This window comes from Streptomyces sp. NPDC042364 (genome assembly GCF_056437585.1).
In genome coordinates this window covers 1-12,585 of record NZ_JBWKAJ010000040.1, presented here as the reverse complement: position 1 = coordinate 12,585, position 12,585 = coordinate 1, and the positions used below count along the sequence as shown (strand labels likewise).

Below are 12,585 nucleotides of genomic sequence, written 5' to 3'. Positions count from 1 at the left end.
ACAGGATGTGACCCGCCTGTGTGTATCACGGGGGTACGGCTGCGTGAACCACGCGCGTAGAAGGTGTTCCGCGGCCATCACTCGGGCGGCGTGGGGTGGTCGGGTGCGACGGGTGGGAACTCGGGGGCGACCGGAGGGGCGTCCGGGGTCCGGGGGAGCGGGGGAGCGGTGCTCGGTCCGGGCGGGGGCTGGAGCTCGGCAGGGCCGGCTGTTCCGGGTGGCTCCCCGACCCGGGCGGCCGGTCCCGGTGGGCGCCGGCCGGGTTCCTCCTGCTCGGCGTGGCCGCGCTCCAGGAAGCGCAGGAGTTCCACCGGGATGGGCAGGACCAGGGTGGAGTTCTTCTCCGCGGCCACCGCCATCACCGTCTGGAGCAGGCGCAGCTGCAGGGCCGAGGGCGCCTCGGCCATCTGGTGGGCCGCTTCCGCCAGCTTCTTCGACGCCTGCAGCTCGGCGTCCGCGTTGATGATGCGGGCCCGGCGTTCCCGGTCGGCCTCGGCCTGGCGGGCCATCGAGCGCTTCATCGTGTCGGGGAGGGAGACGTCCTTGATCTCGACGCGGTCGATGGTGACGCCCCACTCCACGGCCGGGCTGTCGATCATCAGCTCCAGGCCCTGGTTGAGCTTCTCGCGGTTGGACAGGAGATCGTCGAGGTCGCTCTTGCCGATGATCGAGCGCAGGGAGGTCTGCGCCATCTGGGAGACGGCGAAGCGGTAGTCCTCGACCTGGACGACCGCGCCGGCCGGGTCGACGACCTTGAAGTACACGACGGCGTCCACGCGGACCGTCACGTTGTCGCGGGTGATGCCCTCCTGGGCGGGCACGGGCATCGTCACGATCTGCATGTTCACCTTGCGGATGCGGTCGACGACGGGGACGACCATGGTGAAGCCGGGCGGTCTGGGTTCGCCGAGGAGACGGCCGAGACGGAAGACGACGCCGCGTTCGTACTGCTTGATGACGCGGGCCGCCGCCGCGACGTAGACGGCGGCACCGGCGGCGAGGGCCGCGGCTGCCGCGATGAGTGTTTCGCCCATGACGACCGCCCCTTTGAGTCGACCGTGACGACCGCCCCCCTCAGCCGACGTACATCCGCGCAGTCGTCGCATATCCACGCGAATACCACGATAGGCCCCGGGTCGCGGCTCGGGCGACCGTCGTTCTCCGGGGGCCGAACGCGAGCGGCGCCCCGGTCGCGGGGACCGGGGCGCCGGGATGCGGACGGCCTGCCGGGGCCGCCGCCCGCCCCCTGGGGCCGGGAGGCGTCAGGGCGTCGCCGAGGCGATCCTCTCCGGCTCCGGGCCCGTCATCCTCACCGGTTCGGTGCCGGTCGCGCTGTGACGTTCCGCCCAGTTCTCCAGGGCGGTTCGGCAGGCGTGGTCGAGGTGGTGCAGACCCGAGAGGTGGAGCTCGACGGGACGGTCCTGGGGCAGGGACTCCAGGCTGTCGAGGATCTTCGGCAGACGCAGGAAGGTGGCGTTGCCGGAGAGGTACGCCTGGACGGGGCCGGCGCCCTTGTCGATGACCTCCAGCTTGATGTGCGAGGCCTCCCAGGCCGTCTTGACGACCGAGAGGGCCAGGCCGATCAGGACGCCCTCGAACATGTTCACCGCGACGATCGACACCGCGGTAGTCACCAGGATCAGCGCCTCGCCCCGGTGGCCGCGCCAGAGCGAGACGACCGCGCGGAACGGGATCAGCTTCCAGCCCGCGTGGACCAGGATGCCCGCCAGGGCCGGCAGCGGTATCAGCGCGAGGGCCCCCGGCAGCAGAGCGGCGAAGAGCAGCAGCCAGACGCCGTGCAGGACACGGGACGCCTTGGTCTTCGCCCCGGCGTGCACATTGGCAGAGCTGCGCACGATGACCGCGGTCATCGGCAGCGCGCCCAGCAGACCGCACACCGTGTTGCCGGCGCCCTGGGCCATCAGCTCCTTGTCGTACGCGGTGCGCGGCCCGTCGTGCAGCCGGTCCACCGCCGCCGCGCTGAACAGGCTCTCGGCGGAGGCGATGAGCGCGAAGGCGAGGATCGTGCCGATCAGCGCCACATCGGCGAGCCCGCCGAAGGCGTCGAGCCCGGGCGGCTGGACGGAGTCCAGCAGGCCCTTCACCTCGACCTTGGCGACCGGCAGGCCGAAGGCCAGGGTGGCGCCGGTGGCGAGGACGACCGCGGCGAGGGCGCCGGGCACGACCTGGACCTTCTTCGGCAGCCGCTTCCACAGCACCATCACGGCGACGGTGCCCGCGCCGAGCGCGAGGGAGGCGAGCGCGGCGGTACTCCCCACGGCCTCGACGACGGCGCCGGGCAGGCCCGCGATCTTGTCGAGCCCGGAGGCCGGGGCCTTGAGACCGGCCGCCGCGTACAGCTGGCCGGCGATGATCACGAGCCCGATACCGGCGAGCATGCCCTCGACCACGGACACGGAGATCGCGCGGAACCAGCGGCCCAGTTTCAGCGCGCCCATGGCGAGCTGGAGCAGACCCGCGGCGAGCACGATCACGCCGAGCGCGGGGAGACCGAACTGGCGCACCGCCTCGAAGACCAGCACGGTCAGCCCGGCCGCCGGGCCGGAGACCTGGAGACTGCTGCCGGGCATCAGACCGGCGACGATGCCGCCCACGATGCCGGTGATCAGGCCGAGTTCGGCCGGCACCCCGGAGGCGACGGCCACACCGACGCACAGCGGCAGGGCGACCAGGAAGACCACCAGCGAGGCGCCGAAGTCCTGGCGTATGTAGGGGAATTTCGACGTGGGGGAGGTGGGGGAGTTCATCTCGGACACCGGCCCGCCGCTCACAGCGTCTCGAAGGTGTCGGTGTCCGCGCGGTGTTCGCGCACGGCTCCGGTGTGGACCTCGTAGTACCAGCCGCGCAGCCGCAGACGGCCGTCGGCGAGGCGCTTTTCCACACAGGGGTAGGAACGCAGCCGCAGCAGCTGGCTGAGGACGTGGTTCTGCACGCCGTCGGCGACGGTGGGGTCCTCGACCGCGCCCTGGGGGCGCGGGGTGGCGTGGGTGAGCCAGTCGCGTACGGCGGGTACGGCGTCGAGGTCGTCGCCGCGCACCAGCGCGCCCACGGCGCCGCAGTGCGAGTGGCCGCAGACCACGATGTCGCTGACGCCGAGCACTTCCACGGCGTACTCGATGGTGGCCGTCTCGCCGGTGGGGCGGTCGGACGTGTACGGGGGGACGATGTTTCCGGCGGTCCGCAGTTCGAAGAGCTCGCCGGGGCGGGCGCCCGTGATCAGGGCCGGGACGACCCGCGAGTCGGAGCAGGTGATGAACAGGACCTCGGGGGACTGGCCCTCGGCCAGCCTGGCGAACTCCTCAGGGCGCTGTCCGAAGGTACGGGCGTTGTCGATGAGGGGCTGCATGATGTGGTGACTCCTCCTGGCGCGCCACGGCGGCGCGTCGGGCTTGCACGACAGATGTGGGGGGAAACGGGCTCCGTGCCCTCAGCAGCGGAAGACCTGGAGAACGGCCGGGGTGGGGGCCTTGAGGGATCTCGACTGCCGGTGGTGCCGGGCCGAGGGCTGTTCCGGTTCGCTCGCGGCCGCCGGGTTCTCCCCCTGCAGCGGGCGTGGGGGCGCCCCGGGAGCGGTGTGGGTGGTGGCGCGGTGCCGGTCGCGGGTGCGGTAGGGACCGGTCGGGTCCTCGGAGTGACCGCACGTGCGGTGCATGACGGCCGTGTCACGTACGGGTGTGGCCTTGAGTGCCTTTCCGGGCGCGGCTTTGGCCTTGACGTGACCGGGTGTGTGCGCGGATGCGAAGGAAGGGGCGGGAGCGAAGAACTGCAGGGCGAGCAGGACGGCGACTAGGGCCGTGATCACGGTCCGGGGCCTCGTACCTCGCAACATGAGCCTCCCCACTGTCAGTTCGCCATGTCTCCCGAATACCGGCAGTTGCATGACTTGGTCAATCAATGGTCAACCGCTGGTCAAGAAACACGTTAACCCTGCAAAGTTGTTTGCAGGGTTAACTTAACGTTTCGAGCTGAAGAGAGCCTGAAAAGCGTGGGCCGGATGGCCGGAAAAGCCCCTTGACCTGGGGGAGTTGTTCCCGGTGAGGGGTGTTGGCGCGCTGCCGGGACTCAGTGCCCGGCGAGTCGCCCGGCGTCGCGGGCGAGGGCGGTGAGCCGGGAGATGGCTCGGAAGTACTTCTTCCGGTAGCCGCCGTTCAGCATCTCCTCGCTGAACAGCCGGTCGAAGGGCAGCCCGGAGGCGAGGACGGGGACCTCGCGGTCGTAGAGCCGGTCGGCCAGTACCACCAGCCGCAGGGCGGTCGACTGGTCCGGGACGGGCTGTACGTCGGTCAGGCACACCGCCCTCAGACCGTCCGTGAGGGCGCCGTACCGGCTGGGGTGCACCCGTGCGAGGTGGTCCAGCAGATGCGGGAAGTCGTCGAGCGAGGAGCCCTCGACGGCGTACGCGGTCTTCGTGACCTGTTCGTCGGAGAACGGCGGCGGCGCCTCGGGCAGACCGCGGTGGCGGTAGTCCTCGCCGTCGATGCGCAGAGTGCGGAAGTGGGCGGACAGGCCCTGGATCTCGCGGAGGAAGTCGGCCGCCGCGAAACGGCCCTCACCGAGCTTGCCCGGCAGCGTGTTCGAGGTGGCGGCCAGGGCTACGCCCGCGTCCACCAGCTTGCCGAGCAGGGTCGACACCAGGACGGTGTCGCCCGGGTCGTCCAGCTCGAACTCGTCGATGCACAGCAGCCGGTGCCCGGAGAGGGTCTGGACCGTCTTCTGGAAGCCGAGCGCGCCGACCAGGTTGGTCAGCTCCACGAAGGTGCCGAACGCCTTGAGCGCCGGTTCGGCCGGCGTCGCGTGCCACAGGGAGGCCAGCAGATGGGTCTTGCCGACGCCGTAGCCGCCGTCCAGATACACCCCGCGCGGGCCGGCGGGGACCTTGGGGGCCTTCGCCCTGCCGAAGCCGAAGAGGCCGCGCTTGCCGGCGCCGCTCGCGTGGGCGCCGCCGAGGCCCGCGGCGAAGCCGCTGAGGACCTGGACGGCCTCGGTCTGGCTGGGCTGGTTCGGGTCCGGGATGTACGTGTCGAAGCGCACCGAGTCGAAGCGCGGCGGCGGCACCATCTCGGCGACCAGCCGGTCGGCGGGGACATGGGGCTCGCGGGCACACAGGGACAGCGGGGCCGTATCGGCTATGGAACCGGGACCGGACACGGCGGCGGAGGACGACGACACGGTTACCGAGTCTAAGGGTCGTGCCACACTGCACGACATGCGACGCCTGTTCCCTGTGACCGAAGAGACAGCGGCCCGGACCCCGGACGAGGCCGGTGAGCACGCGGATGCGGCCGGGACTCCGGCGCCCGGGGCGGCCGGCGACCGGGAGTGGAGCCTTGAGGAGCTGGCGGCGGCGTACGCCTACCCCGCGCCGGGGCCGGGCGGACGGGAGCCGTGGCTGCGGGCCAACATGGTGTCGACGCTGGACGGGGCGGCCCAGCACGGCGGGCGTTCGCAGCCGATCTCCAGCGACGCCGACATGCGGATCTTCGGGACCCTGCGGGGGCTCGCGGACGTGGTGATCGTCGGTGCCGAAACGGTACGCCAGGAGGGCTACCGCCCGGCCCGCGCGCGCGAGGCCTTCGCCGGGGCCCGCCGGGCGGCCGGACAGACACCGGCCCCGGCCGTCGCGGTGGTCAGCGCCGGACTGGACCTCGACTTCTCGCTCCCCCTGTTCACCTCACCGCTCACCCCCACCCTCCTGCTCACCGGGGCCGCCGCACCGCCCGACCGGGTGGCCGCCGCCGAGAAGGCGGGCGTGCGGGTGGTGACCGCCGGGGACGGCATGGGCGTCGACCCCGCGCGCGCCGTACGGGCCCTCGCCGACCTGGGGCTGACCCGGCTGCTCACCGAGGGCGGACCGCGGCTCCTCGGGCAGCTGATCGCGGCCGGCGTCCTCGACGAGCTGTGCCTCACCGTGTCGCCGATGCTCACGGCGGGGGACGCCCAGCGGATCGCCGGGGGTCCGCCGGTGGCGGTGCCGAGGCGGTTCGAGCTGGTGTCCTTGCTGGAAGAGGCCGGGTTCCTGTTCGGTCGTTACCGTCGTACGTGAGAACGGACGGAACGGACAGTTCCGTTTAGTTCCCGCCGGGCACACTAGATCCCTGAGGAGTGAGGGCCGAGGGGCCCTCCCGGAAGAAGGGCGCCTGTGGTGTCGTTCACGAGCGTTTTGATGATCGAGAAGGCTCTGACGTCCGCGGACGTGGAGTTCGTCACCACCCTCCACGGCGACGAGCCGGCCTCTTTCCATGTGCTGCTCCAGCCGCGGGGCAACCAGGCCGACCGGTTGCTGCGGGCCATCGACGACCTCGCCCTCGGCGAGCTGGACGAGGCGGCGCGCGAGGGGGAGACCCCGGAGGGGGAACAGGCCCTCGACGAGGGGGAACGGGCTCTGGAGGTGTCCCTGCAGGCGCTGCGGGGGGCGGGGAGCGAGGCGCAGGGGCGGCTGATCGAGGATCATCCGCTGGACGCGCTGAAGTCCCTGGTGGAGGAGGTCGACGCCGACGAGGTGCTGGTGCTGACCGACCCGCACTACGTGGAGGAGTTCTTCCACCGCGACTGGGCGTCCCGGGCGCGGCACAAGGTGGGGGTACCGGTGCTGAAGCTGTTCTCCCACAGCCGGGAGTGAGCCAGCCCCGGGCGCAACCGGTGGTCCCTGCCGATCGCGGGGGCGTATGGGCATAGGGTTGCCCTGAACCTTTGCCGTACCAGTACTGGGAGAACACACATGGCACCCGGCATTCCTACCGCCATGGACCGACCGCACTTCATCGGGATCGGCGGGGCCGGGATGTCGGGGATCGCGAAGATCCTGGCCCAGCGCGGCGCCAAGGTGGCGGGGAGCGACGCCAAGGAGTCGGAGACGGCGCAGGCGCTGCGCGCGCTGGGCGCGACCGTGCACATCGGCCACGCGGCGGAGCACCTGGCCGACGACGCGACGTGCGTCGTCGTCTCGTCGGCGATCCGCCCGGACAACCCTGAGCTGGCCCGCGCGGCCGAGCTGGGTGTCCCGGTCGTCCACCGGTCGGACGCGCTCGCCCGGCTGATGGACGGGCTGCGCCCGATCGCGGTGGCCGGCACCCACGGCAAGACCACCACCACCTCCATGCTGGCCGTGTCGCTGACCGCGCTGGGCCTGAACCCGTCGTACGCCATCGGCGGCGACCTCGACGCGCCCGGCTCCAACGCCCTGCACGGCGACGGCGACATCTTCGTGGCCGAGGCGGACGAAAGCGACCGCAGCTTCCACAAGTACGCCCCCGAGGTCGCGATCGTCCTCAACGTGGAGCTGGACCACCACGCCAACTACGCGTCCATGGACGAGATCTACGAGTCCTTCGAGACGTTCGCCGGCCGGATCGTGCCCGGCGGCACGCTGGTGATCTCGGCGGACCACGAGGGCGCGCGGGAGCTGACCCGGCGCGTCCAGGGCGTCCGCGTCGTCACGTACGGCGAGAGCGAGGACGCCGACGTCCGTGTCCTGTCCGTCGTGCCCCAGGGGTTGAAGAGCGAGGTCACCGTCCTGCTGGAGGGACGGGAGACCACCTTCACGGTGTCCGTGCCCGGACGCCACTACGCGCACAACGCGGTGGCGGCGCTGACCGCGGGCGTCGCGCTGGGCATTCCGGCGGACGGGCTGGCGCCCGCGCTGGCGGCGTACACCGGCGTGAAGCGGCGACTGCAGCTGAAGGGCGAGGCCGCCGGGGTGCAGGTCATCGACTCGTACGCCCACCACCCGACCGAGATGACGGCCGACCTGGAGGCGATGCGGGCCGCCGCCGGCGACGCGCGCATCCTCGTCCTGTTCCAGCCCCATCTGTTCTCCCGGACGCAGGAGCTGGGCACCGAGATGGGGCAGTCGCTCGCCCTCGCGGACGCGTCCGTCGTGCTCGACATCTACCCGGCCCGCGAGGACCCGATCCCGGGTGTCACCAGCGAGCTGATCATCGACGCGGCGCGGGCGGCCGGCGCGCAGGTCACGGCCGTCCACGACAAGGCGGAGGCGCCCGCGGTGGTCGCGGGAATGGCGAAGCCCGGTGATCTCGTTCTCACCATGGGCGCGGGTGACGTGACCGACCTGGGCCCGAGGATCCTGGACCGTCTTTCCCAGTGAGGGGCTGAGACCGATGCCGTACGACGTCGACAAGCCGGACGAGCAGTGGCGCGCGGAGCTGACCCCGGCGGAGTACGCGGTGCTGCGTCAGGCCGGTACGGAGCCGGCGTTCACCGGGGAGTACACCGACACGAAGACCAAGGGGGTGTACTCCTGCCGGGCCTGCGGCGCGGAGCTGTTCACCTCCGACACCAAGTTCGAGTCGCACTGCGGGTGGCCGTCCTTCTACGACCCGAAGGACAGTGACGCGGTGGAGCTGCTCCAGGACCGGTCGTACGGCATGGTGCGAACCGAGGTGCGGTGCGCCCGGTGCGGATCGCATCTCGGGCACGTCTTCGAGGGCGAGGGGTATCCCACCCCGACGGACCAGCGGTACTGCATCAACAGCATCTCGCTGCGGCTGGCCCCCGAGGGCGAGTGAGCCCTCGGGCCGCCCGAGCCCTCGGGCCGCCCGAGCCCGACCGCGCCGTCCCCCGCGCCCCTTCCGGGCGCGGGGGACGCGTCGTTCAGCCGGTGGCGCGTACCGCGTCGCGGATGACCGCCGCCACCTCCGCGGGGCGGGAGACCGCCACCGCGTGGGAGGCGCCCTCCAGTTCGGTGATCGTGGCGCCCGCGCGCTTCGCGGCGAAACGCTGGACCTCGGGGTTGATGGCCTCGTCGGCCGCCGCGACCACGGCCCAGGAGGGCCGCGTCCTCCAGGCGGCGACCGGCGGGGTCTCGGTGAACGCGGCGGTGGCCAGCGGACGCTGCGACACCGCGAGGATCCGGGTCACCTCGGCGGGGACGTCCGCGGCGAAGATGCCAGGGAAGGCGTCCGGCGCGATGGTGACCTCGACGCCGGGCTCGCCGCCCTCGACGGGGTAGGTCCGCTCGACCAGGTTGGCGACGAGCGGGGACAGCGGGAAGCGGCCCTGGAGCTCGCCGAGGCTCTCGCCCTCCTCCGGGACGTACGCCGCCACGTAGACCAGGCCGACGACGTTCTCGGTCGCGCCCGCCACGGTGATGAGCGCGCCGCCGTAGGAGTGGCCGACGAGAACGACCGGCCCGTCGATCTGGGCGGCCGCCGAGGCGATGTACGCGGCGTCGGCGGCCAGACCCCGCAGGGGGTTCGGCACGGCGACGACCGGGATGTCCTGGCTCCGGAGCTCCTCGATGACGCCGGACCAGCTGGACGCGTCCGCGAAGGCCCCGTGCACGAGGAGGACGGTGGGCGTGGTGGACATGATGGGTTCTCCCTCTCGGTGCGGGTCGGTCAGCCGGCGTGCAGCGCGGAGCGCAGCGTGCCGGTGGCCAGGGTGATCGCGGCTTCGGCGGCATGGGTGCCGCGCAGCGCGTCGAGCATCACGAAGTCGTGGATGATGCCCTGGAAACGGACGGCGGTGACCGGGACGCCCGCCTCGCGGAGCTTGTTCGCGTACGCCTCGCCCTCGTCGCGCAGGACGTCGGCCTCACCGGTGACGACCAGCGCCGGGGGAAGCCCGGACAGCTGCTCGGTGGTGGCGCGCAGCGGGGAGGCGGTGATCTCCGCGCGCTCCTCCTGGCTGGTCGTGTACTGGTCCCAGAACCACCGCATGCCGTCGCGGCGCAGGAAGTAGCCCTCGGCGAACCGGCCGTAGGAGCCGGTGTCGAAGTTCGCGTCCGTCACCGGGTAGAACAGGACCTGCTGGACCAGGGGCACGTCGCCGCGCTCCTTGGCCATCAGGGTCAGCGCGGCGGTCATGTTGCCGCCGACCGAGTCGCCGGCCACCGCCAGCCGCGAACCGTCCAGCTCCTTGGACGCGCCCTGCTCCACGACCCACCTGGCGACGGCGTAGTTCTGCTCGATGGCGACCGGGTAACGGGCCTCGGGGGACAGGTCGTACTCCGGGAAGACCACGGCGGCACCCGCGCCGACGGCCAGTTCGCGGACGAGGCGGTCGTGGGTGTGGGCGTTGCCGAACACCCAGCCGGCGCCGTGGATGTAGAGGATCACCGGCAGGGTGCCGCCGACACCGGCGGGCCGCACGATCCGCGTCCTGACGCTGCCCGTCGGGCCGCCCGGGACGATGATCCACTCCTCGTCGATCTCCGGCTTCCCGATCTGGCCGGACTGCACCTCGTCGACCGCCTTGCGGCCCTCCGCGGGCGGCAGTTCGAAGAGGAAGGGGCGGTTGGCCGTCGCCTCGGCGAAGGCGGCGGCCGCCGGTTCCAGAACCGGCCGTACCGGTTCGACGGTGTCGGACATGTGTTTCTCCCGATGTGTTGTGCGCGTGGTGCGGGTGCGTCGCTCCGCACGCTAGGACCGGGAACGCGGCGGGAATTGCCCATGAGCGCACCGGGACCTATCCCACAGCGCACTGGAAGGGCGGCGGGAGACGGGCAGTGCGCTGTGAGTACGCATTCCGTGCGCTGCCGGATCACCTGAGGCCGGTGGTGCGAAATACCTTCTGGGCACACGCCGTTCAACCACTCTCGCCCCCAACTTCCAGGAGGTCGGCCCAAGTTGTCCACGATGCCGGTCGGTGGGCTCGTGCCCCGTGCCGTCGACGACGCCGCGGACCTCGTCGTCCGCAACGCGAGGATCCACACCGGTGATCCGGGCCGCCCGACCGCCGAGGCGCTCGCCGTGCGCGCCGGGGTCATCACGGCCGTCGGCGACGACAGCGACGTCGCGCCCCGCATCGGCCCGTCGACCCGGGTGGTCGACGCCCTCGGCCGCCGTGCCGTCCCCGGCCTCAACGACTCCCATCTGCACGTCATCCGGGGCGGCCTCAACTACGTCCTGGAACTGCGCTGGGACGGCGTCCCCACCCTCCGCCAGGGCCTCGCCATGCTCCGCGAACAGGCGGCCCGCACTCCCAGGGGCCAGTGGGTGCGCGTGGTGGGCGGCTGGTCGGCCGAGCAGTTCGCCGAGCGCAGACCGCCGACCGTCGCCGAACTGAACGCCGCCGCGCCCGACACCCCGGTGTTGGTCCTGCACCTGTACCAGTCGGCGATCCTCAACCGGGCCGCGCTCAAGGCCGCCGGATACACCCGCGACACCCCCGACCCCAAGGGCGGCCAGGTCGTCCGCGGCCGGGACGGCGCCCCCACGGGCCTGCTGCTCGCCGCGCCCAGCGCCCTGGTCCTCTACTCGACGCTCGCCAAGGCACCGGCCCTGGAGCACGAGGACAGGAAGACCTCCACCCGGCACTTCCTCAAGGAACTCAACCGGTTCGGACTCACCTCCGCCGTCGACGCCGCCGGCGGGTTCCAGAACTTCCCCGACGACTACCGGACCGTCGTCGAACTCGCCGAGGCCGGACAGCTCTCCCTGCGCATCGCCTACCACCTCTTCCCGCAGACCCCCGGCCAGGAGACGGCCGACCTGGCCCGCTGGACCGAGACGGTCCGCCCGGAGGACGGCGACTCCTGGCTGCGCCTCAACGGGGCGGGCGAGAATCTCACCTGGGCCGCCGCGGATTTCGAGAACTTCACCCAACCGCGCCCGGAACTCACCGCGGACTACGAGACGGAATTCGAGAAGGCCGTACGTCTCCTCATGGAGAACGGCTGGGGATTCCGGCTCCACGCCACCTATGACGAGACCATTCGCCGGGACCTCGCCGTATTCGAGAAACTCGCCGCCGAAGGGCTCTTCCCCGCCGGGAACAGATGGCTGTTCGACCACGCGGAGACCGTCTCCGGCGGCAGCCTGGACCGGATCGCCGCGCTCGGCGGAGCCCTGTCCGTGCAGAACCGGCTGTCGTTCCAGGGCGAGGCGTTCCTGCGCCGCTACGGCCCCGAGGCCGCCGCGACCGCCCCGCCGCTCCGCGCCATGCTGGAGCGGGGCCTGACCGTCGGCGCAGGCACCGACGCCACCCGGGTGTCCACCTACAACCCCTGGGTCGCCCTGCACTGGCTGGTCAGCGGCCGCACCGTCGGCGACCTGACGCTGCGCCCGCCCCGCAACCGGGTCGACCGGGCCACCGCCCTCGCGATGTTCACGACGGCGGGCGCCGCCCTCACCGGCGAGGACCACCTCAAGGGCGTGCTGCGCACCGGGTACTTCGGCGACCTCGCGCTGCTGTCCGAGGACTTCTTCACCGTGCCCGAGCCGGACATCCCGCACATCGAGTCGGTCCTGACCGTCGTCGGCGGGCGGATCGTGCACGCCGGCGCCGAGTACGAGGGCCTCGACGAGGAACTCCCGCCGGTCAGCCCCGCCTGGAGCCCGGTCGCCCACCACGGCGGCTACCAGGCCACCCGCCGCACCGGCCGGTCGGGCGTCCGCCAGGCCGAACTGCTGGGCGAGGCCGCGGCCGAGTCCGAACTGCACCGGCGGTGGCGCGCCGCGCGCGGACTCGCGCCCGGGACCGACGACGGCCTGGCCCTCGACCCCTGCTTCACCCTCTGACAGTGATCATGTGACTGGTGGTTCTGCTGATGAGCCTGACTCACCCTCTGACTGACGTCGCTGACTGTCCTGTTTCGGATTTGTC

12 protein-coding genes are annotated in these 12,585 nt (G+C 72.0%); 5 read left to right on the top strand and 7 right to left on the bottom strand.

What is annotated here, in order from left to right; all coding sequences use genetic code 11:
* Positions 1–77 precede the first annotated feature (77 nt).
* From AC067N_RS38275 to zapE, 5 genes are all read right to left on the bottom strand, one after another.
* Positions 78–1,034, bottom strand: coding sequence for a slipin family protein (locus tag AC067N_RS38275; protein WP_478683571.1), 957 nt, complete (start codon positions 1,032–1,034; stop codon positions 78–80).
* Between the two features lie 228 nt (positions 1,035–1,262).
* Positions 1,263–2,768 carry a SulP family inorganic anion transporter gene (locus tag AC067N_RS38270; RefSeq protein ID WP_478683570.1) on the bottom strand — a complete coding sequence of 502 codons (1,506 nt, stop codon included), beginning with the start codon at positions 2,766–2,768 and terminating at the stop codon, positions 1,263–1,265.
* Positions 2,769–2,788: 20 nt separating this feature from the next.
* The gene (locus AC067N_RS38265) at positions 2,789–3,367 is read right to left on the bottom strand and encodes a carbonic anhydrase (RefSeq protein ID WP_478683569.1); all 579 of its coding nucleotides are present in this window, start codon (positions 3,365–3,367) and stop codon (positions 2,789–2,791) included.
* 81 nt (positions 3,368–3,448) lie between these two features.
* Positions 3,449–3,823: a hypothetical protein gene (locus tag AC067N_RS38260; RefSeq protein ID WP_478683568.1), complete on the bottom strand. Its 375-nt coding sequence runs from the start codon at positions 3,821–3,823 to the stop codon at positions 3,449–3,451.
* Between the two features lie 260 nt (positions 3,824–4,083).
* Positions 4,084–5,229, bottom strand: a complete 1,146-nt coding sequence (gene zapE / locus AC067N_RS38255; protein WP_478683567.1) for a cell division protein ZapE — start codon at positions 5,227–5,229, stop codon at positions 4,084–4,086.
* Between zapE and AC067N_RS38250 the strand changes: the two genes are divergently transcribed.
* From AC067N_RS38250 to msrB, 4 genes are all read left to right on the top strand, one after another.
* A complete protein-coding gene (locus AC067N_RS38250) occupies positions 5,228–6,064 on the top strand; it encodes a pyrimidine reductase family protein (protein ID WP_478683566.1) in 837 nt (278 codons plus the stop codon). The two genes, zapE and AC067N_RS38250, sit on opposite strands and share 2 nt — an antisense overlap.
* 120 nt (positions 6,065–6,184) lie before the next feature.
* Positions 6,185–6,640: an indole-3-glycerol phosphate synthase gene (locus AC067N_RS38245; protein ID WP_478683565.1), complete on the top strand. Its 456-nt coding sequence runs from the start codon at positions 6,185–6,187 to the stop codon at positions 6,638–6,640.
* A gap of 99 nt (positions 6,641–6,739) precedes the next feature.
* Positions 6,740–8,125, top strand: coding sequence for a UDP-N-acetylmuramate--L-alanine ligase (gene murC / locus AC067N_RS38240; protein ID WP_478683564.1), 1,386 nt, complete (start codon positions 6,740–6,742; stop codon positions 8,123–8,125).
* 13 nt (positions 8,126–8,138) lie between these two features.
* On the top strand, positions 8,139–8,546 hold the full coding sequence (gene msrB / locus AC067N_RS38235; RefSeq protein ID WP_478683563.1) for a peptide-methionine (R)-S-oxide reductase MsrB: 408 nt from the start codon (positions 8,139–8,141) through the stop codon (positions 8,544–8,546).
* 85 nt (positions 8,547–8,631) lie between these two features.
* Here the strand turns inward: msrB and AC067N_RS38230 are convergent, their stop codons facing one another.
* A complete protein-coding gene (locus tag AC067N_RS38230) occupies positions 8,632–9,348 on the bottom strand; it encodes an alpha/beta fold hydrolase (RefSeq protein ID WP_478683562.1) in 717 nt (238 codons plus the stop codon).
* 29 nt (positions 9,349–9,377) lie between these two features.
* A complete protein-coding gene (locus tag AC067N_RS38225; protein ID WP_478683561.1) occupies positions 9,378–10,349 on the bottom strand; it encodes an alpha/beta hydrolase in 972 nt (323 codons plus the stop codon).
* A 267-nt stretch (positions 10,350–10,616) separates the two neighbouring features.
* Between AC067N_RS38225 and AC067N_RS38220 the strand changes: the two genes are divergently transcribed.
* Positions 10,617–12,500 carry an amidohydrolase gene (locus AC067N_RS38220; RefSeq protein ID WP_478683584.1) on the top strand — a complete coding sequence of 628 codons (1,884 nt, stop codon included), beginning with the start codon at positions 10,617–10,619 and terminating at the stop codon, positions 12,498–12,500.
* Positions 12,501–12,585 lie beyond the last annotated feature (85 nt).

Excerpts from the sequence above, each read along its gene's own strand:
- zapE (WP_478683567.1), bottom strand. The coding sequence starts at position 5,229 with ATGTCGTGCAGTGTGGCACGACCCTTAGACTCGGTAACCGTGTCGTCG.
- AC067N_RS38250 (WP_478683566.1), top strand. The coding sequence starts at position 5,228 with ATGCGACGCCTGTTCCCTGTGACCGAAGAGACAGCGGCCCGGACCCCG.
- AC067N_RS38265 (WP_478683569.1), bottom strand. The coding sequence starts at position 3,367 with ATGCAGCCCCTCATCGACAACGCCCGTACCTTCGGACAGCGCCCTGAG.
- msrB (WP_478683563.1), top strand. The coding sequence starts at position 8,139 with ATGCCGTACGACGTCGACAAGCCGGACGAGCAGTGGCGCGCGGAGCTG.
- AC067N_RS38230 (WP_478683562.1), bottom strand. The coding sequence starts at position 9,348 with ATGTCCACCACGCCCACCGTCCTCCTCGTGCACGGGGCCTTCGCGGAC.
- AC067N_RS38275 (WP_478683571.1), bottom strand. The coding sequence starts at position 1,034 with ATGGGCGAAACACTCATCGCGGCAGCCGCGGCCCTCGCCGCCGGTGCC.
- AC067N_RS38245 (WP_478683565.1), top strand. The coding sequence starts at position 6,185 with ATGATCGAGAAGGCTCTGACGTCCGCGGACGTGGAGTTCGTCACCACC.
- AC067N_RS38220 (WP_478683584.1), top strand. The coding sequence starts at position 10,617 with ATGCCGGTCGGTGGGCTCGTGCCCCGTGCCGTCGACGACGCCGCGGAC.
- AC067N_RS38270 (WP_478683570.1), bottom strand. The coding sequence starts at position 2,768 with ATGAACTCCCCCACCTCCCCCACGTCGAAATTCCCCTACATACGCCAG.
- AC067N_RS38225 (WP_478683561.1), bottom strand. The coding sequence starts at position 10,349 with ATGTCCGACACCGTCGAACCGGTACGGCCGGTTCTGGAACCGGCGGCC.
- murC (WP_478683564.1), top strand. The coding sequence starts at position 6,740 with ATGGCACCCGGCATTCCTACCGCCATGGACCGACCGCACTTCATCGGG.